Origin of the sequence: Marisediminitalea alba (assembly GCF_002993365.1) — a bacterium.
GTDB classification, from domain to species: Bacteria; Pseudomonadota; Gammaproteobacteria; order Enterobacterales; family Alteromonadaceae; genus Alteromonas; species Alteromonas alba.
Window position 1 is genome coordinate 21,742 of sequence record NZ_PVNP01000186.1, and the last position, 20,537, is coordinate 42,278.

Annotated in this window: 22 protein-coding genes; 19 read left to right on the forward strand and 3 right to left on the reverse strand. The window is 49.1% G+C overall.

Going from position 1 to position 20,537, the window contains the following annotated elements:
• Positions 1-40: 40 nt before the first annotated feature.
• Positions 41-2,128 (forward strand): elongation factor G, encoded by a 2,088-nt coding sequence (gene fusA / locus C6Y40_RS16465; RefSeq protein ID WP_105935506.1) that lies wholly within the window; start codon positions 41-43, stop codon positions 2,126-2,128.
• Between the two features lie 104 nt (positions 2,129-2,232).
• Here the strand turns inward: fusA and C6Y40_RS16470 are convergent, their stop codons facing one another.
• On the reverse strand, positions 2,233-3,039 hold the full coding sequence (locus C6Y40_RS16470; protein ID WP_105935507.1) for an EAL domain-containing protein: 807 nt from the start codon (positions 3,037-3,039) through the stop codon (positions 2,233-2,235).
• A 130-nt stretch (positions 3,040-3,169) separates the two neighbouring features.
• On the opposite strand from C6Y40_RS16470, the gene C6Y40_RS16475 reads away from it, so the two are divergent.
• The 3 genes from C6Y40_RS16475 (at position 3,170) to C6Y40_RS16485 (ending at position 5,108) form a co-directional block, all read left to right on the forward strand.
• Positions 3,170-3,406, forward strand: coding sequence for a hypothetical protein (locus tag C6Y40_RS16475; protein ID WP_105935508.1), 237 nt, complete (start codon positions 3,170-3,172; stop codon positions 3,404-3,406).
• A gap of 237 nt (positions 3,407-3,643) precedes the next feature.
• Positions 3,644-4,171, forward strand: coding sequence for a methanogen output domain 1-containing protein (locus C6Y40_RS16480; protein ID WP_105935509.1), 528 nt, complete (start codon positions 3,644-3,646; stop codon positions 4,169-4,171).
• Positions 4,164-5,108, forward strand: a complete 945-nt coding sequence (locus C6Y40_RS16485; protein ID WP_170308520.1) for a GGDEF domain-containing protein — start codon at positions 4,164-4,166, stop codon at positions 5,106-5,108. Before C6Y40_RS16480 ends, C6Y40_RS16485 begins: the two co-directional genes overlap by 8 nt.
• 9 nt (positions 5,109-5,117) lie before the next feature.
• Here C6Y40_RS16485 and C6Y40_RS16490 read toward each other — a convergent pair whose 3' ends face one another.
• Together C6Y40_RS16490 and C6Y40_RS16495 are read right to left on the reverse strand one after the other, a co-directional pair.
• Positions 5,118-5,969 carry a TraB/GumN family protein gene (locus tag C6Y40_RS16490; protein WP_105935511.1) on the reverse strand — a complete coding sequence of 284 codons (852 nt, stop codon included), beginning with the start codon at positions 5,967-5,969 and terminating at the stop codon, positions 5,118-5,120.
• 104 nt (positions 5,970-6,073) lie between these two features.
• Complete coding sequence (locus C6Y40_RS16495; RefSeq protein WP_105935512.1) at positions 6,074-6,568, reverse strand: DUF2244 domain-containing protein; 495 nt, start codon at positions 6,566-6,568, stop codon at positions 6,074-6,076.
• 139 nt (positions 6,569-6,707) lie between these two features.
• Here C6Y40_RS16495 and C6Y40_RS16500 point away from each other — a divergent pair, with 139 nt between their 5' ends.
• From C6Y40_RS16500 to C6Y40_RS16570, 15 genes are all read left to right on the forward strand, one after another.
• Positions 6,708-7,607, forward strand: coding sequence for a sulfite exporter TauE/SafE family protein (locus C6Y40_RS16500; RefSeq protein WP_240621989.1), 900 nt, complete (start codon positions 6,708-6,710; stop codon positions 7,605-7,607).
• A 134-nt stretch (positions 7,608-7,741) separates the two neighbouring features.
• Positions 7,742-9,058 carry an alpha-amylase family glycosyl hydrolase gene (locus C6Y40_RS16505; protein ID WP_105935513.1) on the forward strand — a complete coding sequence of 439 codons (1,317 nt, stop codon included), beginning with the start codon at positions 7,742-7,744 and terminating at the stop codon, positions 9,056-9,058.
• A 65-nt stretch (positions 9,059-9,123) separates the two neighbouring features.
• Complete coding sequence (locus C6Y40_RS16510) at positions 9,124-11,061, forward strand: DNA repair helicase YoaA (protein WP_105935514.1); 1,938 nt, start codon at positions 9,124-9,126, stop codon at positions 11,059-11,061.
• Between the two features lie 3 nt (positions 11,062-11,064).
• Positions 11,065-11,742: a tRNA (adenosine(37)-N6)-threonylcarbamoyltransferase complex dimerization subunit type 1 TsaB gene (gene tsaB, locus C6Y40_RS16515; protein ID WP_105935515.1), complete on the forward strand. Its 678-nt coding sequence runs from the start codon at positions 11,065-11,067 to the stop codon at positions 11,740-11,742.
• A 102-nt stretch (positions 11,743-11,844) separates the two neighbouring features.
• The gene (locus tag C6Y40_RS16520; RefSeq protein WP_105935516.1) at positions 11,845-12,147 is read left to right on the forward strand and encodes a hypothetical protein; all 303 of its coding nucleotides are present in this window, start codon (positions 11,845-11,847) and stop codon (positions 12,145-12,147) included.
• Between the two features lie 279 nt (positions 12,148-12,426).
• Positions 12,427-13,122 (forward strand): Slp family lipoprotein, encoded by a 696-nt coding sequence (locus tag C6Y40_RS16525; protein ID WP_105935517.1) that lies wholly within the window; start codon positions 12,427-12,429, stop codon positions 13,120-13,122.
• Positions 13,123-13,284: 162 nt separating this feature from the next.
• Positions 13,285-14,130 (forward strand): alpha/beta fold hydrolase, encoded by an 846-nt coding sequence (locus tag C6Y40_RS16530; RefSeq protein ID WP_105935518.1) that lies wholly within the window; start codon positions 13,285-13,287, stop codon positions 14,128-14,130.
• Positions 14,131-14,251: 121 nt separating this feature from the next.
• Positions 14,252-15,904, forward strand: a complete 1,653-nt coding sequence (gene fadD, locus C6Y40_RS16535) for a long-chain-fatty-acid--CoA ligase FadD (RefSeq protein ID WP_105935519.1) — start codon at positions 14,252-14,254, stop codon at positions 15,902-15,904.
• Positions 15,905-15,964: 60 nt separating this feature from the next.
• Entirely contained in the window at positions 15,965-17,119 is a 1,155-nt protein-coding gene (rnd, locus tag C6Y40_RS16540; protein WP_105935520.1) for a ribonuclease D, read from the forward strand.
• 8 nt (positions 17,120-17,127) lie between these two features.
• Entirely contained in the window at positions 17,128-17,418 is a 291-nt protein-coding gene (locus C6Y40_RS16545; RefSeq protein ID WP_105935521.1) for a YcgL domain-containing protein, read from the forward strand.
• A gap of 10 nt (positions 17,419-17,428) precedes the next feature.
• A complete protein-coding gene (locus C6Y40_RS16550; protein ID WP_105935522.1) occupies positions 17,429-18,415 on the forward strand; it encodes a lytic murein transglycosylase in 987 nt (328 codons plus the stop codon).
• 1 nt (position 18,416) lies between these two features.
• Positions 18,417-19,082 (forward strand): fumarylacetoacetate hydrolase family protein, encoded by a 666-nt coding sequence (locus C6Y40_RS16555; RefSeq protein ID WP_105935523.1) that lies wholly within the window; start codon positions 18,417-18,419, stop codon positions 19,080-19,082.
• Between the two features lies 1 nt (position 19,083).
• Positions 19,084-19,578, forward strand: a complete 495-nt coding sequence (locus C6Y40_RS16560) for a YcgN family cysteine cluster protein (protein ID WP_105935524.1) — start codon at positions 19,084-19,086, stop codon at positions 19,576-19,578.
• Between the two features lie 82 nt (positions 19,579-19,660).
• Positions 19,661-19,894 (forward strand): hypothetical protein, encoded by a 234-nt coding sequence (locus tag C6Y40_RS16565; protein WP_105935525.1) that lies wholly within the window; start codon positions 19,661-19,663, stop codon positions 19,892-19,894.
• 188 nt (positions 19,895-20,082) lie between these two features.
• Positions 20,083-20,537, forward strand: a 455-nt coding sequence (locus C6Y40_RS16570; RefSeq protein ID WP_146129595.1) for an IS5 family transposase, incomplete at its 3' end; no start/stop codon positions are given.

Below are 20,537 nucleotides of genomic sequence, written 5' to 3' on the forward strand. Positions count from 1 at the left end.
CGCGCCGTTTTTTTTACTCTGAACCAACGAAAGTGAACTAATGGCAGACTTATCTCATTACAGAAACATTGGTATTTTCGCCCACGTAGACGCGGGTAAAACGACCACTACAGAACGTATTTTGAAACTTACCGGTAAAATCCATAAGACCGGTGAAGTGCACGACGGTGAGTCAACGACTGACTTTATGGAACAGGAAGCTGAGCGTGGTATTACTATCCAGTCTGCTGCGACCACCTGTTTCTGGAAAGATCACCGCATGAACATCATCGATACTCCAGGGCACGTTGACTTCACCGTTGAAGTTTATCGTTCACTGAAAGTACTCGACGGCGGTATCGGTGTATTCTGTGGTTCAGGCGGTGTTGAGCCTCAGTCTGAAACCAACTGGCGTTATGCTAACGAATCAGAAGTTGCACGTGTTATCTTCGTAAACAAACTAGACCGTATGGGTGCAGACTTCTACCGTGTTGTTGGTCAGGTTAAGAAAGTACTGGCGGCTAACCCGTTAGTAATGACCCTGCCAATCGGTATCGAAGACGAGTTTAAAGGTGTTGTTAACCTGCTCGATATGAAAGCCTACATCTGGGATGACTCTGGCCTGCCAGAAAACTACGAAATCGTAGACATTCCTGAAGACATGGTTGAGAAAGCCAACGAATATCGTGAGCAAATGGTTGAAACAGCTGTTGAGCAGGACGACGACCTGATGATGGCTTACATGGATGGCGAAGAGCCGTCTTTAGAAGACCTGAAGCGTTGTATCCGTAAAGGTACCCGCGATATGTCTTTCTTCCCGACTTACTGTGGTTCGGCGTTCAAAAACAAAGGTATTCAGTTAGTACTGGATGCGGTTATTGACTTCCTGCCTTCACCTACAGAAGTTGATCCACAGGATCTGACTGACCCTGAAACGGGTGAGCCTACTGGTGAAGTAGCGACGGTTTCTACAGACGAGCCGTTTCGCGCGCTGGCGTTTAAGATCATGGATGACCGTTTTGGTGCCCTGACCTTTATCCGTATTTACTCTGGTGTACTGAACAAGGGTGACACTATCCTTAACTCAGCAACCGGTAAAACAGAGCGTATCGGCCGTATGGTTGAAATGCACGCCGACGAACGTACTGAACTTACTTCAGCGCACGCGGGTGACATTCTGGCCGTGGTAGGTATGAAGAACGTTCAGACTGGTCACACTCTGTGTGATCCGAAGAACGAGTGTACACTTGAGCCAATGATCTTCCCTGAGCCGGTAATCTCAATTGCTGTTAAGCCTAAAGATAAAGGCGCTAACGAGAAGATGTCTATCGCTATCGGTAAACTGGTAGCAGAAGATCCATCGTTCCAGGTTGAAACCGATGAAGATTCTGGCGAAACCATCCTGAAAGGTATGGGTGAGCTGCACTTAGACATCAAAGTAGACATCCTGAAGCGTACTTACGGTGTTGAGCTGGAAGTAGGTCAACCACAGGTTGCTTATCGTGAAACTATCACTACTCCGGTAGAAGACAGCTACACGCACAAGAAACAGTCTGGTGGGTCTGGTCAGTTCGGTAAGATCGATTACCGCATCAAGCCAGGCGAGCAAAACTCAGGCTTCACGTTCACCTCTACCGTTGTTGGTGGTAACGTACCTAAAGAATTCTTCCCGGCCATCGAAAAAGGCTTTAAGTCTATGATGGATCAAGGTGTTCTGGCTGGTTATCCGGTTCTGGACGTTGAAGTTGAACTGTTCGACGGTGGTTTCCACGCAGTTGACTCATCAGCTATCGCGTTCGAAATCGCAGCGAAAGGTGCATTCCGTCAGTCTATTCCAAAGGCCGGTCCTCAGCTTCTTGAACCAATCATGAAAGTTGACGTGTTCAGCCCGGAAGACAACGTTGGTGATGTAATCGGTGACCTTAACCGTCGTCGTGGTATGATCAAAGATCAGGAAGCTGGCGCAACAGGTGTACGCATTAAGGCAGACGTTCCTCTGTCAGAAATGTTCGGTTACATCGGTCACCTGCGTACTATTACTTCAGGTCGTGGTCAGTTCTCTATGGAATTCAGCCACTACTCGTCTTGTCCGCAAAACGTTGCTGACAAGGTTATCGAAGAAGCTAAAGCGCGTAAAGCGGCCAAATAATTTGGTATCAGCTGATTCGATACTCACTGAGTAAAGCGTACGAAAAAACCCGCCGGATGGCGGGTTTTTTCTGTTCTGTTACCAGCTAAACAAGCACTTATGCTTTAACGGTACTTTTCCTGACTTACGCGAGGGAATACTTCGAACTGTGGTGGTGAAAAGTAATAGCCCTGCTGGTGAGTGATGCCAAGTTCAGCCAGCGTATCCCGTTCTGCTTTGGTTTCTACTCCTTCAGCGAGGATGCCAATATTTAAATCACCGCAAAGTGCAGTTAAAGCGGCCAGGATTTGTTTTTTACGTGAATTGGTATCGATACTTCGAATTAAATTCATATCAACCTTTATGCTGTCTGGCTCTAGTTCGGCCAGCCAGTCGAGGTTAGCGTAACCCGATCCAAAATCGTCCAGCGCAACGTTAAAACCAATTTCTTTATAATACTCGATGATTTTTTGCAGATGGGACGTGTCCCGAATATGTTCAGATTCGACTACCTCAAAGGTGATATTTTCACAAGGGAACTGGTATTTTTCTGCCGCAGCCAGTGTAGTGCGAATGCATATATCGGGTTTATAAACGGCCCCGGGTAAAAAGTTGATATTTAACCGCTCCCGCAGGTTTGCTTTGGCGGCCAGCGCGATGGCCTTCACCCGGCATACCTGGTCAAACCGGTATATATTGCGCGCCGTGATCTGACTGATAATCATACCGGCAGGCTCGTTTTTAAGGCCGCGCACTAAACCCTCATAACCAAAGACCCTTTTACCCGCTAAATCGACCAATGGCTGAAATGCCATGCTGAAATCAAATTCAAGCGCTTCGCCATTTCGACAACCCTCACAGGGCAGTGCTCTGGCGTTTTCTTCAGTAATAAATAAAGGTAGCTCTGTTGTTGTCAGGTTTTTAAAAGTCATCACTTAATTTGTTTCTTAATCTCTTTATCCATGCTAGACGTTTTAGTGGTGCAGTACAAATTCGGTGACTCAGATCAATACCGCTAACGGAAGTTTATATTAGATTTAATCTATATTCCGGAGGTGACCTGTGACCGACCAAAAGCTAATCCTGCTGCTCAAAATCATCATGAGCATTGGCATCAGCCTTATTCTGGCTGGCGTTTACTGCCACATGTACAGCGAAACCATTGAAAAAATGGGTGTCACCGGAATTGTAATCAGTGCCTGTCTGGTGGCAATTGGGATGATTTTATCGTTGCCAACCAAAATGTACCTCACTTTTATCCTGGTTAAGCGGGAAGAGGACAGCAAAAAAGCCCTTTAAGGATGATGTACCAACGCCGCGCAGTGCAGTTAATCAACTAAACAGCTTGAAATTACCCGTCGTTTGGCAACCTTATGAACCGAAGCTGTATTGTTTTTATCCGCTAGTTGGTTGTGCTGACTGGTATTCCCGAGGATTTTGTTCTACACCTTTAGTATAGTTTTCACTCAAAGATATTAATCGTTGCGAAGCTAATTAACTAACGTTTGGAGTGAAGTTGTTTAAAGGGAAAATGTCATGGGTCAGAGTAACGTCATCGAGTTTGTTGAACTCGATATCGATATACAACAAAAGCACTTTTACCGTAAATGCCTGCTGGATCTCAATGATGTGTTAGAACAGATAATCGGTACCGAAGAAAGTGCTGCATTTGTCGGTCTGGTCGCTAGTCGTCTGGCTGATTTTTTCATGGATGCCTATCGCGCATCTTCAGGTCACAGGCGTTATTCAACCACTCAACTGGCAAATCTGCTGGTAGATTTGAAGCGCCGTATTGGCGGCGACTTTTATGTTGAATCTGTTTGCGCAAGCAAAATTGTGTTGCGCAATCGCCGTTGTCCTTTTGGAAATGAAGTCGTTGGTAACACCGCAATGTGCAATATGACTGCTGGTGTATTTGGAAAGATCGTTGCCGATAGTCAAAATTATGCAGCGGTATCGATAGATGAAGCAATCGCCCGCGGTGACAAGCAATGTCAGATCACCATCTTACTTGACATTGATGAGAATTTACCGACGAACTATAAGGAGTTTTTCAATGTCTGATAACGCCATTGAATTACTCAATAAACATATTAACACTGAGACAATCCTGAGTAACATTAAGAATCCGGCCCTCGTAGTGGGGATTTCAGGCAAGGTTGCCAGGGTTAATAACCGCTGTTCTAAGTTACTGCCAGAACTGGTTGAAGGTATGAACCTGTCGGATGTATTTAGTGAAAAAGGCGTATTTGGGTCCTTTACGCAAATGATACGTCATGGTTTATCTGTCTCGGGTTTACACCCTTGTAATATAACCCGGAAATCGCCCGAGAAATCTAATCAGAGCCGCTTTCTGGGCTACTTTGCCATGTTGCGTTCGCAGATCACTCACAGGCCTATCGCGATTTTAGTACACGTAGATGAGCAAAACAGTAAGCGCGAACGTTTTATACGTTTACAACAAGCCTTATCACAACGCGTTTCTGTGCTGCGGCAACTGCATAAAGACGGTTTACACGACCCGCTGACAAAGCTGAAAAACCGCCGGTTTATGGATAGTTTTTTAGCTATGGAGTGTGATCTCAACAAGCGTCAGTTACAGCAAGGTTCTTTGGCAGTAATAGATATCGATTATTTTAAGCATGTTAACGACACTTTTGGGCATACCACAGGTGACAGAGTGATTAAAATAGTGGCCGATGTTATTCGGGAGCGACTGCGAGAGAGTGACGTGTCTTGTCGCTGGGGCGGTGAAGAATTCGCCGTCTATTTGCATAATACCACCGGTGTTGATGCGATTACCCTGGCTGAAGAATTACGCATCTTAGTGCAAAGCAAGAAAATCGTTGAGCAGGGGAAAACCATACGCATCACGGTCAGCCTTGGCATTACAACTATTACTCACAATGATACCCCTACGAGTTTGTTCAGTCGCGCCGATAGCGCTTTGTACAAAGCCAAGCAACAGGGGCGTAATCAGGTATATATCGAATTTTCTTAATAAACCAGGCTAGAGTTTTTGTACCGAATAGCCGCGCTTTATTAACATATCCAAAACGCTGTCCGGCCCCGACAGATGCATGGTGCCAACCAGCACAAACTCAGTTTGCGCCGAAGTCAGCATTTCCTCTATGGCAGGCAGCCAGTTTTCGTTTCGTTGTACCAGCAACTGTTGGTATATTTCAGGAAAATCGTCATTAAAGCTTTTTCCCTGGCTTTGATATAAGGCTTCCATATCGCCGCTCTGCCAGTACTTTTTGAGCTCACCAAGCGCCTGAGGGAGTTGTTTTACATCATCCAGCGCGTAGCGGATCATCTGATCTTCGTCTGCGCCACCCAGCGCGGCAATAAATTCCAGCTGTTGCTGAGGCGACTCAAACCAGTCTAGTGCCTTACCGTCGGTCATGGCTTTAAAATAATAAAATTCATCTACTCCCTGACTGGTTAATCCCAATAATCGCAGTTCGGCGAAGCTCAGGGTAATGCTAATCAGGGCCGGTGTATAATTGGCCATGCTCGTTATGTCCATCTGCCGGGCCGTTAAGTGAGCCTTGAGTGCCTGGTAGGTTTCGTTCGATAAAACGTCTTTTAGTTGTGTACCGTCACCGTAGGTCAGTCTGGCACGGGAGTCTTGCTGGAAGCGAGGGCTGTTGAGCCCGGCGATATCGGTTTCAAATACCAGCTTGTCGGCCTGATTGTAGGCGATGCCATAGGCATTGGGCAGCGGAAAGTCTTCGGGACTTAAAATATGCAGCGTGCCGCCAATATAGACAGTATTGCCTGCTTTGCTTACTTGCCAGACCGACGCAGCATAGGCCCAGCTGCAGGTGAATAAAAATAGCCAGCACAAATGCTTCAGCATGCTCGGATGTCCCTGAACAAAACCATTAATCTACCTGCTAAGTACTTATCCGGCAATGATTAATGGCTTTAAACTGGCGAGGTGAGCGGGTGTAATAACAATAGTTAGTGTTTCCACCAGTGATGACGCCAGGCCGGGATGCCAATTTTCTTGATTTCCTCATAAAGGCGGTGACGGTCAGCCTGATTTAAAAACTCGCCAACCCTTACACTGTGTTCCGGGGTGACCAGAGCAAGCTGCGGTAAATACCAGTCGTGAGGGCTTTCTGACATTTCGAGGTGAGTGTCACGGCGGCTAAGCGTCACAGTTTGTGATGATTTCTGGTTGCTTTGGATATGCACGTAGTCTTTCTCAAATGACAGGGTTTGCGTGCGGTAAGTATTATGACTGACCCGGTAAAGCAAGTAACACAACAAGCCAACTTCAATACCGGCAAAGGGAAAGACGATCCAAATACCAAAAAATGCCCACATGGTTGCAATGATCAGGGCAACGCCTGCCATGCCAGCCATTAGCCATTTATTATGGACCCAGTCGGCGGAACGATTGGGTTGTAAACTGATAAGGCTAAAATGTGGCTGATGCTTTACTGAAACCATAGGCGCTGTTTACCTAAACTTAATCCGTTTTAGTATAGCGGGTAAATGTTGTAAAAATGTAGGTTTTAATAAAAGGGTGTTCGACTTCAACGGGAGATTCTGGCAAAGTGCTGCCGGTCAAAATCAATTGATTGTAAAAGTGAAGAAGACGTTTATTGCCCATCCCTGGCTGAGCCTGCTGGCGGTGTTGTGGTTATCCCTGATAATTATTGTAGGTGGCACAGAGCTACCAGTACTGCTGACTCAGTATGGCGGGTTTTTATTGCTGGGGATCGTTGGCGCTGTTTTTGCCAATGCCACGGGGGCCGGAGGCGGCGTAGTGTTCGTGCCGTTTTTTCAGCAACTGGCATTTTCTCCGGAGGCGGTCATCGCCACCAGTTTTGCCATCCAGTGCTGCGGTATGACCGCCGGTGCCATCAACTGGCTGCAGTTTTACCGGCATATTAAGAGTCAGCAGCCCGACTGGCTGTTGCTACCGGCTGTCCTGAGCCGCTGCATTCCTTTTGGTCTGGCAGGATTATGGCTGGCGCAGTATGGGTTTGATTACCTGGTGCCTCACCTTAGTTTCTCGGCCGTGTCATCACAGTTACACATTGGCTTCGGCGCGTTTTCTATTTTGTTGGCGCTGGCGATTATGGCCTCGTCGAAACGATTAAGCAGTCCTCAGGGGCGCAGTCAGATAACCGCAGCAGATAAAAACTGGCTTGCCGTGATCAGCTTTGTGGGTGGCATCATTACGGCATATTTGTCGGTAGGGATAGGTGAACTGGTTGCCGTGTACCTGATTGTCAGACGCTTTGATGTCACACTGGCCATTGGTGCAGCGGTGATTATTTCGGCGGTCACGGTTTGGGGAGCGGTTGGTTATGGCGCCTTGGTGAGTGCTGCCGTAAACTGGTATGTTGTGTTGTTTGCCGGCGCTGGTGCAGTGATTGGCGGTCGCCTTGCAAGGTATGTGGTGCTGTTCTTTTCGCCCAGACAGGTGAAACTGTTTTTTGCGCTCTGGGTGCTGTTACTGGGCATACTGAGCATTGTATAAACAGCCTGACTGTTATCTGTACTGTACACTCCCCATTGGCTAAATAATTCAGACTTTGGTCTTGCCCTTTAAGATAAGCTGGCAACTCTGCTATGGTGACTTTATCTATTTACTGGTGAACGGATCCTCACTACATGGCTTATTCTCCGGCTAATCTCTACACCCTCACGCAGCCCGACTGGAGCAAAGACGCGGTTATTTACCAGGTCAATACCCGTCAGTTCAGTCAGGCGGGTACCTTCGATGGTGTCACCGAAAAACTGTCTCATATCGCCGGATTGGGCGCCACAATCATGTGGCTGATGCCTATCCATCCGATTGGCGAGAAACATCGCAAAGGTGAGCTCGGCAGTCCTTACGCCGTGAAAGATTATTTTGCTGTAAATCCGGAGTTTGGTGACGAGAGCAGTCTTCGGCGACTCATTAAAGAAGCCCATGCGCTGGGGCTGAAAGTCATCCTCGACTGGGTGCCTAATCACAGTGCCTGGGATAACCATCTGGTGACGCAACATCCCGAGTGGTATGCACGCGATTACAAAGGCGATTTTCGCCCTTCACCCTGGTGGGACTGGAGCGATATCATCGAGTTTGATTACGAACAGCCGGGCCTGCGTGATTATATGATAAAGGCCATGGCTTACTGGGTTGAAGAGTTTGATATCGACGGTTACCGGTGTGATGTAGCAGGCTATGTACCCAATGATTTTTGGCGCCAGCTTCGCGTAGCGCTGGATGACATTAAGCCGGTCTTTCTTCTTGCTGAATGGGAAGATCGCGATCTCCATCGTGACGGCTTTAATATGAGCTATGCGTGGAGCTGGAATGAAGCCATGCATGAAATCGCTCAGGGGCAGGCGCCTGTGGACCGATTACGAAAATATTATTCATGGAACGAACGGGCCTGGCCCCGTTCAGCCTACCGCATGACTTTCGTCAGCAACCATGACAAAAATGCCTGGGACGGCACCCAGCAGGAGCAGTTTGGTGAATGTTTAGAGGCAGCGATAGTATTGTCGGTGCTCGGCGAGGGAATGCCGCTCATTCACAATGGTCAAGAAGCGGGTGAGAGCAAACGGCTGGCCTTTTTTGAGCGCGATCCTATCGAGTGGCAGGCCCATCCGATTGGCGAGTTGTACCGTAAACTTATTCATCTGAAAAAACGGGTACCGGCACTCTGGAACGGCAAGTATGGTGCGCGCATGATACAAGTGCCTAACTCTTTGCCCGGGCAGGTGCTCAGCTTTGTTCGCAGGCAAGACGATGTAAAGGTATTTGTGGTACTGAATCTTTCGGCAGATACTGCTGACGTGGATTTTCATGAAAATCTGTATCGCGATGAATACATTGACCTGTTTGAAGCATCATGTACGGCGGTAGCGCAAACCGATACTCTGAGCCTGCCACCCTGGGCTTACAGGGTGTTTGTGTCGGCAAACTTTCCCCTGATCTAACAGACCCACAGACGAGCTGTAAAAACTTTGGCATAATAGCGCTTTTGCACTCACTCAGGAACAACATGCCCAGTTTAGATGATGTATTTTCGGGCTCGGGATTGCTGGCTAAGGCGATTCAGGGGTTTAACCCCCGTCAGGCGCAAACAGACATGGCAAAAGCCGTCGCCAGCGCCATTAACGATGCCGACAGTTTAATTGTTGAGGCCGGCACCGGCACCGGAAAAACCTTTGCCTATCTGGCTCCTGTGTTGCTGTCGAAGGGAAAATCCATTGTTTCCACGGGCACCAAAAACCTCCAGGAACAGTTATTTCACCGCGACCTGCCGGTGATTAAAAAAGCTCTCGCCAGCAATCGTAAAACAGCGTTGCTAAAAGGCCGGGCTAACTATCTTTGCCTGCATCGTCTTGCTCAGCATGGCGGTAATTCTACTCTGGTGGAATCGGATGTACTGAACGAATTATCAACCGTAAGAGCCTGGGCAAACACCACCAAAACCGGAGATATGGGCGAGGTGAAAACCCTGCCTGAGGATGCTCGGGTGATCCCTCTGGTAACCTCCACGGTGGATAACTGCCTGGGGCGTGATTGTCCCGATTATGAAGACTGCTATCTGGTAAAAGCGCGCAAGAATGCCATGGAAGCTGATATCGTAGTGGTAAATCATCACCTTTTCTTTGCTGATATGGCACTGCGCGACACCGGCTTTGGTGAGCTTATTCCCGAAGCCGACTGCATAATCTTCGACGAAGCCCACCAGATCCCGGAAATCGCCAGTGAATACTTTGGCGAGGCTATCTCAACCCGTCAGCTAACCGAAATAAGCAAAGAGATCACCTTGTTGTATCGTACGGTGTTAAAGGATGCCGATCAGTTGGAAAAAGCCGGTGAGAAGGTACGCATGCAGGCCGCAGACCTGCGTTTGTTGTTTGCCGATAAGCCCCAGCGTGGCCACTGGCTGGAGGCCATGGAACGCGAAGAAGTAGCAACCCAGGTGAGCCGCCTCGAAGATGCAGTGGGCGTACTGTACGATATTTGTAAACTGCACATTGGGCGCGATAAAGACCTTGATAACCTGTTTGATCGTATTGTGCAGAGCCGTGAAAAACTGGCCCTGTTTACCACCAAAGAGCATGACGGAATGAGTTTGTGGTATGAAACCACGCCGCGCCATATTGTAATGCATATGACACCTCTGTCGATTGCCGCGAAATTTCGCCGTTTTGTTGAGTCTGACGATCGCGGCTGGGTATTTACCTCGGCTACACTGGTGGTTGATAACGACTTTACTCACTTTCAACGGCGCATGGGGCTGGAAAAAGCCAGAACCATGATGCTCGACAGCCCGTTTGATTATGAAAGCCAGGCCATGTTATGCGTGCCACGTTATTTACCCGAACCGCACATGCCGACCATGCGCAAGCAACTGGTTACCATAGCCAAGAAGCTCATTAAAGCCAGCGGCGGGCGTTGCTTTTTGCTGTTTACCAGCCATGCTGCGTTGCAAGAAGTCGCTGCAGCATTACAGGAACAAATTGATAATCCGGTACTGGTGCAGGGCAGCACGTCAAAACAGGCTCTGTTAAGTGCTTATCTGTCTGACCCTTCGGCTGTACTGCTTGGTACTGGCGCCTTCTGGGAAGGCGTAGACGTGCGTGGCAATGATCTGGTGTGCGTAATGATCGATAAATTGCCGTTTGCGGCGCCGGATGATCCGCTGCTGCAGGCCCGGCTGGAGGAATGCCGTAAAAAAGGCGGTAACCCGTTTGGTAGTATCCAGATCCCGCAGGCGGTTATTACTCTGAAACAGGGCGCAGGCAGACTGATCCGCGACCCGGCTGATGCCGGAGTGCTGGTAATTTGCGATAATCGCCTGGTTACCAAACCCTATGCCCAAACCTTCCTTGGCAGTTTACCGCCAATGAAGCGGACCCGGGATGTCAGTGAAGTCGAAAAATTTCTGGCCAATATCGAGCAAACAGAACACGTTACAGAAGAATAATCCATGAACATTTTAACTATTGACACTGCCACCGAAGCTTGTTCGGTTGCCTTACAGTTTAATCAGGCACTGTTTACCCGTTACGAGGTTTGTCCGCAACAACACAGCCAGAAGATTCTGCCCATGGTGGATGCGGTGATGAAAGAAGCCGGTGCTTCTTTAGCGGCACTCGACGGCCTGGGTTTTGGCCGTGGCCCCGGCAGTTTTACCGGTGTGCGTATTGCCACCGGCATTATTCAGGGGCTTGCTTTGGGCAGTCAGCTTCCTGTTGCCGGCGTCAGTACTCTGGCCGCTATGGCACAGCAGGTGATCAACTCCGGTGACGTTAATGACGTTGCCGTAGCCATCGATGCTCGTATGGGCGAAGTGTATTTTGCTCATTATCAAAATCAGCAGGGCATAGCGACGCTGGTAGGCGAAGAGCAGGTGACTTCACCTGAGGCCGTCGCTGAACAACTTGATGTCTCTTCAATGGCGGTAGCTGGCACCGGCTGGCAGGCATACCCGGTGTTAAGTGAATTGCTTAAAGTGCAATCAGTAAATGTGTCTTATCCTTACGCAAGGTTCATGCTGCCGCTGACAGAACAAACGCTGAATGCGGGGCAGGGCATGGCGGTGGACGCCATTACTCCAGAGTATTTACGGAATACGGTTACCTGGAAAAAGTTGCCTGGCCGCTAAGTGCCGGCCAGGACTGGCGTGATATTTGCTGTACTTTGAGTTTAACTAACGACGGCTCACTGGCTGTCAGTACTTTGGCAATCGACAGGCGTTATCGGCTTCATGGAAATTCGTCAGCAATTAATCACACCCAATGTAGAGCGCAATGCTCCGCAGCCCAAACCTGCGACAAAATCCGCAGCGGTGGAGCGTGTTGATAAAGCGCCAGCAAGCCAGTTAGATGCTATTCAACCTCGCACCGGCGATGATAATACCCGTGCCCAGGCGGAGTCGTTTCGCCGGACGTCAGGCTACGATCAGCCTCAGGGCCCGGCCATTCTCGCCCTGGAAGCTTACGCCAGTCACGAACGTGAAACCAAGCGCGCAGCCATACGTGAAATGATGGGTGTCGACCTTTACGCCTAATTCGGCTATTGCCAGATTAAACTATCCTTGATTAGCATTGTCATAATCAGTAACTTGTTGATTCATTATAATGAACCACACTGAATTCAGTTTCTATTCAGTTTAATCTTCTACACTAAATAAGAGTATTTCAGGATTGAACCCGAGCATACTGATCCGTTGATAAGATGTGAGCAGTATGATTGATAGGTCAGGCACGGAGCCGCAGGCTTTTGGTTCAGTTGAAATGAACCGTGGGCCGGATGGCTCTTACATGTTTAGCTAAAGCAAGGAACCCATATGTTAGTTCGTGCATTCGTCGTTATCTTTGCATTAAGCCTGTCGGCTTGTGCAGTTGTTCCCGAACCGCTACAGGTACCAGAAAATACGCCGTTGGTGGGATATAACAAGGCAGTGGTTGCTGGTGACGATATTCTGGGTAAAAGCGCTCGTTGGGGCGGCATAATTACTAACGTCGAGAATAAACCCGACCAAACCCTTATTGAAGTGGTGTATTTCCCGCTTAATCACTATGGCAAGCCGAACGCCAGTGAAGAAACACCGGGGCGGTTTAAAGCGGTTATCAATAAATTTGTGGATCCTATCATGTTTGAAGAAGGGCGCACTGTGACTTTTCTGGGCAAGGTGGGTAAACCACTGGCAGGTATGGTAGGCGAACAACCCTATATGTTTCCGTCACTTACGGTCGACAATTACTACAAATGGCGTCGCCAGAGGCTGTACGATACATCTACGGTTTTCTTTGATTTCTACTCAGGCTGGTATTCACCGTTCTACCATCCGTACTGGAGTCCGTGGCGATTTGGCCCGAGTGTACGTATGATCCGCACTTACAAGGATCCTGCTTATTGGTCGGGGAGTAAGAATAACTATCGGCCGCCTTCTAACAGCCGTCCGAGTATGAGTGCGCGCCCACAACCAAGGCAGCAACCGCCGAGTTCCAGAAGTAAAGCTCAGCGCCGCCTGGATCCTTAGGTAATAAGTTGCCGCTTGCGGCAACTTTTAGCCCGGTGCGCGGCAATGTCATGCCTCGGGCTGCGCTACTGTTATCAACAAAGGTTCAACATTTACTCTCGTCGCTGCTAAACTGCTGCTCAATGTCTATGAGTCACAGGGCAATGCCCTCAGGGAGTAGTAATGCAAGCGTGTGAGTTTTCAATATCGTCGGGCACCATCAGAGGCATGACCAATGGCCAGCAAGGCCAGGTCGTGTTGGCGTTACACGGTTTTTTAGATAACGCCGCCAGTATGGCTTGCCTGGCGCCGTCGATGAGCAGGTATCAGTATATTGCTATCGATCTGCCCGGCCATGGACTGAGCGATCACCGCCCCACCGGCGCTCATTACAACCAGATGGATTACATCCAGGACCTGCATGAGCTGGTAGTATCTGAAGACTGGCAGGATGTTGTGATTGTCGGTCATTCCATGGGCGGTATACTGGCCAGTATTTACGCCGCCGTATTCCCCGAGCGGGTAAGCGCTATTGCTATGATTGACGCCTGCGGGCCGCTAACATTGCCTCCTGAAACCAGTTCAGAACAATTAAGAACCTCAATACTTTCTCGTATGCCCAAGCCTGGCCGCACCGGCAGCCCCCGCGAGGTAGATCTGGATGCTGCGGTGGCCGCACGCTGTAAAATGAGCGACATTACTGCTGAGCACGCCGCCACTATTCTGCGCAGAAATATAACCATTCGTGAAGACGGCCTGAGCGGTTGGCGCAGCGATCCGCGTTTACGCACCAAATCATCGTTACGGTTAACCGAATCACAGGCGCAAAATCTAATGGAAGCTATCGAATGTCCGGTCTGGATCGGTGGTGCAACAGACAGCTTTAAGGAAATGGACACAACCTATGAGAAGCGCAAAAGCTGGTTGAAAAACAGTCGGTTTGAACTATTCTCAGGGGGTCATCACTTCCATATGGTTAATCCGTCAGCAGTTAGCAATGCGATTTGTCGGTTTGTTGAAGAAATGTAAACAACGGCGTTTATCTTTTGCTGATCATCCTATACTATATGCAACATGTCAGACCAGTGGCTGACCCAGCAATGACACACAACAAGAACAATCGAGAGACTTAAGGTGACAGGAGAGCTTGGTGGAAAAAATCTGGCTTAATCATTATGACTCGAGAGTAGCACCGGAAATCGACCCGGACCGTTACGCCTCCATTATCGACATACTCGACGAGTCTGTAGCAAAATATGGCGACAAAACAGCCTATATTAATATGGGCCAGACAATCAGCTTCAGTGAGCTCGACAGCCTGTCCCGGCAATTCGCCGCGTACCTGATGAACAATGGCTTTAAGCCTGGTGATGCCATCGCGATCATGATGCCTAACCTGCTGCAGTATCCGGTTGCTCTGTTTGGCATCCTGCGTGCTGGCATGACCGTGGTAAACGTAAACCCGCTTTATACGGCGCGAGAATTAAAACACCAGCTTAACGACAGCCAGGCCAAAGCAATCGTTATCGTTGAAAACTTTGCGCATACGCTGGACAAAGTGGTGGCCGACACCGGTATTCAGGAAGTATTGCTGACATCCCTGGCAGACATGCTCCCGGCGCCAAAGCGTTGGGTAGTTAACTTTGTGGTGAAGCACGTTAAAAAGATGGTGCCTGCTTACAGCCTGTCCGGGGCCAAGTCGTTTATGTCGGCACTGAAAGCCGGCGAGAAACTCACCTATACACGGCCTGAAGTCACTAATGAAGACCTTGCTTTTCTGCAGTATACCGGCGGTACAACAGGGGTCTCAAAGGGTGCCATGCTCACGCACCGCAATATGATAGCTAACCTGGAACAGGTTTCAGGGATATTATCGACGGTCATTACACCGGGCAAAGATTTGGTGGTCACCGCATTGCCGCTCTATCATATCTTTGCATTACTGGCTAACTGCCTGTTATTTCTTAAATTTGGCTGTCCTAACTTACTAATCACTAACCCTAAGGATATGCCTGGCTTTGTTAAAGAACTGGAAAAATATCCTTTTGCCATCTTGCCGGGCGTGAATACTTTGTTTAACGGCTTGCTCAATACACCAGGATTCAGCGACCTGGACTTTTCTAACTTTAAATTTGGTCTCGGCGGCGGCATGGCGGTGCAACGCCCGGTGGCTGAAAAGTGGCAAAAGGTGACCGGTACGGTGCTGCTGGAAGGCTATGGCCTTACAGAATGTTCACCAGTGGTGGCGGTAAATCCGCCACAGCTAGAAGCTTACAAAGGGGCCATTGGATTGCCGGTACCTTCAACAGATATTATGTTGATTGACGACAACGGTAATGAAGTGGCGGCCGGTGAATCCGGTGAGCTATGGGTCAAAGGCCCACAGGTAATGAAAGGCTATTACAACCGTTCGGAAGCCAGTGATGAAATTCTCAAAGACGGCTGGCTGGCCACCGGCGATATCGCCCGTTGCGATGAAGAAGGATATTTCTACATTGTTGACCGGAAAAAGGATATGATTCTGGTATCCGGGTTTAACGTATTCCCGAATGAAATTGAAGAAGTGGCAGCAATGCATGATGCTGTACTTGAAGTCGCCGCCATTGGTGTTCCCCACGATGTAAGTGGAGAGGTGGTTAAACTCTTTATTGTCAGAAAAGATGATTCACTCACCGCTGAAGCCGTGATATCACACTGCCGTACGCATCTGACGGGGTATAAAGTCCCTAAACACGTAGAGTTTAAAGAAGAGCTACCGAAAACCAATGTCGGTAAAATTTTACGACGTGAACTACGAGACTAGGGCGCGTCGTCAGGCCCGAATTTTAAGAGTATAACCGGCCTTAGGCCGGTTTTTTATTTTATGGATTATATTTACATACAGGATCAGGAAACCCTCGATGAGGTGTGTGCCAGAGCGGCACGCCAGCCGGCAATAGCGCTGGACACGGAGTTTGTCAGAACCCGCACGCTGACCCCCGAGCTTGGCCTGGTGCAGCTCTATGACGGACATCAACTGGTGCTAATCGATCCGCTCGCGATCGACGATATGTCGTCGCTGGTCAGCCTGCTGACTAACCCGGATGTGATTAAGGTACTGCATTCCTGCTCAGAAGATTTAGAAGCCTTTCTGGCCACCTATAACGAGGTACCTACGCCCATTTTCGACACCCAGTTTGCAGCCAGCCTGCTGGGCCTTGGCGCAACCATGGGCTATGCCCGGTTAATCGAAATGCTGCTGGAAACCGAACTGGAAAAAGGGGAGTCGCGCACTGACTGGCTGGCCCGCCCGTTAACTGACAAGCAATGCCGGTACGCCGCTGACGACGTGTTATACCTGCTACCCGCATTCCATCAACTCTACGATATGGTGAAAGCGAAGGGCAAGACAGACTGGGTGTTATCTGAATCGGCCTGTCTGGTCGACAAGAAAAAAGCCAGCCTGCCGCCTGAGTTTGCCTATTTGCAAATTAACAATGCCTGGCGTTTATCCAGCCAGCAACTCACGGTGCTGAAACACCTGGCCGCCTGGCGGGTGCGCCGGGCAAGAGAGCGCAATATGGCACTAAACTTTGTGTTTAAAGAGCCACACTTATATGAACTTGCGCTGCGGATGCCGCAATCAAAATCGGCGCTTGCCCGTATACAGAGTTTAACGCCTCAGGAGCGGCGCCTGAATCCTGATATTATTCTCAACGTAGTGAATGCCGGTTTACAGGAATTCGACAATACGCCATCGGGAGAACATATTGAGCGTATATCGCGCCTGATAGACTTTCCCGCGTATAAACAAACGCTTGCCAAGTTTAAGCACGCTGTAAGTGAAATGGCCGTGGAGCACGGCGTGACAGAAGAAGTGCTGGCCTCTAAAAAACAGCTCAATCAGCTGTTAAAATACAAATGGTTTAACGTTGATGAATGTCGCCTGATGGGCCTCAAACCCGACGTACTGACCGGATGGCGTGAACCCTTGTTCGCACCCGTAGTTAACGCGATATTACACGAAGAAAATAACTGAAAAACACCATGTTGATTGCCGTTTATAAAACCGCTAAGAAAGAAGGGATGTACCTTTATGTTCCTAAAAAAGATGATTTTTCTGCCGTCCCTGAAGCGCTGATGAACCACTTTGGTCATCCACAGCTGGTGATGATGCTGCCAGTTCACAAACGTAAGGCGCTGGGCGTAGACAAACAGAAATTACTGGAAGCCATGGAGGAGCCAGGCTTTTATCTGCAAATGCCGCCTAAGGAAGAAAACTGGCTCGAGACTCATCGCACTGAGCTTGGCCTGTCACCCACATCACCTAAGTCTTAAGGGGCGATGTATGCGTAAATTATGCACCGTATTGTTGTGTGCGGGGCTGTTTTTCAGCCCTGTTTTTGCTCAGCAAGCCGATGAACAGCAAGAATTTGAACAGTACAAATCCCAGCTTAAAACCGACGCCATCGACGCCGGCTTTGGCCGCCAGTTCGTTGAGAATGTGTTTGCCACTATTTATTACCGGGCTACGGTGGTTAAGGCCGATAAAAACCAGCCGGAAACTAAGATTACCCTGGATAAATACCTCAAAACCCGGGTGCCGGACTGGAAAGTAAAACAGGCCGTCACCTTGATGGAAGAGCATCAGGCGTTACTTAATCAGGTCGCTAAGGAATACGGCGTACAGCCACGATTTATTGTCGCGCTGTGGGGCAATGAGTCAAACTTCGGGCGTATTCAGGGCAGTTATCCGGTGCTTTCTGCGCTTGCCTCGCTGGCGTTTGAAGGCCGGCGGGAAGCGTTATTTAAAAAGCAGTTTATGGCGGCACTGACGATTTTACAGGAAGGTCATAGTACGCTGAAAGATTTCAACGGCTCATGGGCTGGAGCCATGGGCCAGAGCCAGTTTATACCGACATCCTTTTTGCAATATGCGGTAGATTACGATGGCGATGGTCGCAAGGATATCTGGGGCACGCCGGCAGACGTTTTTGCCTCCATTGCTAACTTTCTGGCTGCCGAAGGCTGGCAGGATGATCAGACCTGGGGACGCCAGGTAAGTGTGAGTAGCAATTTTGATTACACCCTGGCCGGGCTTGATAGGGCTAAGTTTAAGCCCCTGCCTTTCTGGCAGGAGCAAGGCGTACGCCGTTTCAATGGAAACGATTTGCCGCAGGTTGACATCAATGCATCGCTTATTATGCCGGACGGTAAAAATGGCCGTATCTACCTGGTTTATCAAAACTTTCATACACTGATGAAGTGGAACCGGTCGAGCTATTTTGGTGTGTCTGTAAGTTACCTTTCGGAGCGCATCAAGCAGGGGAAATAATATGTATCAACATACCACTTTAACGGGCGAGCGCATCGACCTGCCGGTAGGCAAAGTTGTTTGCGTGGGGCGTAACTACCTCGACCATATTCAGGAACTCAACAACGAAATCCCGGCTGAACCCTTGTTATTTATGAAGCCTGCAACAGCGTTGTGTGAGATCAGCAAACCACTGGTTATCCCTGCTGACTTGGGCGAGTGTCACAACGAGCTGGAAGTAGCGCTGTTAATCGCTCAGCCTTTGCGTGATTGCAGCAGCGAGCAAACCGCAGCTGATGCACTATATGGTGTTGGCCTGGCGCTCGATTTAACGCTGCGGGACGTGCAGCAAAAACTGAAAGACAAAGGTCAGCCCTGGGAGCGCGCCAAGGCTTTTGACGGGGCATGCCCGGTAAGTAGCTTTACGCCGCTGGATGCTTCTGCCGATCTCGGTAACCTCGATTTTTCTCTGACAATAAACGGCGAAGTCCGCCAGCAGGGCAACACCAAAATGATGATGCGGGGCGCCTTAGCATTGCTCTGCGCTATCTCTGAGGTATTTACACTGCAACCCGGCGATATCGTGCTTACCGGCACACCTAAAGGTGTAGGAGCTTTGCACCCGGGAGATAGTCTGCAACTTAAGATGGCACCGTGGTTTGACATTCACACGCAGGTAGGGGAATAAGGTGGAAGACCGTTTTTGGGAAACCAAGTCACTCGATGACATGAGCCGTGAAGAATGGGAAGCGATTTGCGATGGCTGCGCCAAGTGTTGCCTGCACAAATTCATCGACGACGATGATGCCGTGGAAGCAGCGCCTACTGATTACATGGAACATAACGAAACCATTCATTACACCAGTATCGCCTGTGATTTGCTTAATACCAAAACCTGCAGCTGTACCCGCTACGCTGAGCGCCAGCAATTGGTGCCGGATTGCGTAAAACTGACCAAAGAAAACCTTAAAGATATTTTCTTTATGCCCACCAGCTGCGCTTACCGGCGCCTGCACGAGGGCCGCGGTTTACCGTTCTGGCACCCACTGCTCAATCGTGGCAAGAAGACAGCAATGCACCGCGAAGGGATGTCGGTGCGCGGTAAAACGGTGCCTGAATCAGACGCTGATTTGGACAACTTCGAAGAGTATATCGCTATCTGGCCATTGGAAGACCTCGATTAGGCCTTTAATGGTGTTCATCGATTAAACTGGTCAGTACGGGCAGATTTTGCTATCACTGGTATTAACACAAAGGAGTGTCGTTATGCCCTATAAAATTAATTTCTTCGCCCGCCCCATCGATTCGGACTATCGGTTGAACTGGGAAAGTCTGCTCATCGAGTTATCGCTGGCTGTTATCTGCACCACCATGGCTTTGTATGGCTGGGACAAAGGGATGCTATTGATGGCATACCCGGCAGGCTTTGTTGCCCTGATGTGTTATGGCCTGGTTATTTATACCCTGGTCAGCTTTATACGCTCCAGGCTTCAGAAATAAATTCCTGTTCCAATCCCTTTCTATCTACTTGATTAGCTTTACAGCAAGCAGTTTCATTTATTGGTCAAAAGCAGACAAGATCTTGTATGTGGCTTCACGGCTAGTTTGAATCCCAAACCTAGGGAGGATGCGAAAAAGTCCCCGATGTGAGATCATAGCTGCATAGTAAATCACAGCCATTACCGCCCATGAGCCAACAGTTAACTTTTGCCGGTAGTGAGTTTTCCAGCAAGCGCCGCCAGACCCGTAAAGAGCTATTCTTATCCAGAATGGATAACCTGCTGCCGTGGCCTCAACTGCTGGAAGTGATTGACCCCTTTTATCCTAAGGCAGGCAATGGCAGACGCCCGTATGCGCTTGAGACCATGTTTCGCATACACTGTATGCAGCAATGGTATAGCCTCGGTGATGAAGCCATGGAAGATGCGTTATATGAAATTGCCTCGATGCGTCAGTTTGTGCAACTGTCATTGGATAAAGCCATTCCAGACCGCACTACCATTATGAACTTTCGGCACTTGCTGGAAAAGCACAAGCTGACTCGCAAATTATTCAAAACGGTCAACCAATGGCTGTCTGACTGCGGTGTGATGATGACGCAGGGTACACTGGTGGATGCGACGATTATTGAAGCACCCAGCTC

Bases quoted from the DNA above. Each gene is read 5' to 3' on its own strand.
- fusA (WP_105935506.1), top strand. From the start codon at position 41: ATGGCAGACTTATCTCATTACAGAAACATTGGTATTTTCGCCCACGTA.
- C6Y40_RS16470 (WP_105935507.1), bottom strand. From the start codon at position 3,039: ATGACTTTTAAAAACCTGACAACAACAGAGCTACCTTTATTTATTACT.
- C6Y40_RS16480 (WP_105935509.1), top strand. From the start codon at position 3,644: ATGGGTCAGAGTAACGTCATCGAGTTTGTTGAACTCGATATCGATATA.
- C6Y40_RS16485 (WP_170308520.1), top strand. From the start codon at position 4,164: ATGTCTGATAACGCCATTGAATTACTCAATAAACATATTAACACTGAG.
- C6Y40_RS16490 (WP_105935511.1), bottom strand. From the start codon at position 5,969: ATGCTGAAGCATTTGTGCTGGCTATTTTTATTCACCTGCAGCTGGGCC.
- C6Y40_RS16495 (WP_105935512.1), bottom strand. From the start codon at position 6,568: ATGGTTTCAGTAAAGCATCAGCCACATTTTAGCCTTATCAGTTTACAA.
- C6Y40_RS16505 (WP_105935513.1), top strand. From the start codon at position 7,742: ATGGCTTATTCTCCGGCTAATCTCTACACCCTCACGCAGCCCGACTGG.
- C6Y40_RS16510 (WP_105935514.1), top strand. From the start codon at position 9,124: ATGCCCAGTTTAGATGATGTATTTTCGGGCTCGGGATTGCTGGCTAAG.
- tsaB (WP_105935515.1), top strand. From the start codon at position 11,065: ATGAACATTTTAACTATTGACACTGCCACCGAAGCTTGTTCGGTTGCC.
- C6Y40_RS16520 (WP_105935516.1), top strand. From the start codon at position 11,845: ATGGAAATTCGTCAGCAATTAATCACACCCAATGTAGAGCGCAATGCT.
- C6Y40_RS16525 (WP_105935517.1), top strand. From the start codon at position 12,427: ATGTTAGTTCGTGCATTCGTCGTTATCTTTGCATTAAGCCTGTCGGCT.
- C6Y40_RS16530 (WP_105935518.1), top strand. From the start codon at position 13,285: ATGCAAGCGTGTGAGTTTTCAATATCGTCGGGCACCATCAGAGGCATG.
- rnd (WP_105935520.1), top strand. From the start codon at position 15,965: ATGGATTATATTTACATACAGGATCAGGAAACCCTCGATGAGGTGTGT.
- C6Y40_RS16545 (WP_105935521.1), top strand. From the start codon at position 17,128: ATGTTGATTGCCGTTTATAAAACCGCTAAGAAAGAAGGGATGTACCTT.
- C6Y40_RS16550 (WP_105935522.1), top strand. From the start codon at position 17,429: ATGCGTAAATTATGCACCGTATTGTTGTGTGCGGGGCTGTTTTTCAGC.
- C6Y40_RS16555 (WP_105935523.1), top strand. From the start codon at position 18,417: ATGTATCAACATACCACTTTAACGGGCGAGCGCATCGACCTGCCGGTA.
- C6Y40_RS16565 (WP_105935525.1), top strand. From the start codon at position 19,661: ATGCCCTATAAAATTAATTTCTTCGCCCGCCCCATCGATTCGGACTAT.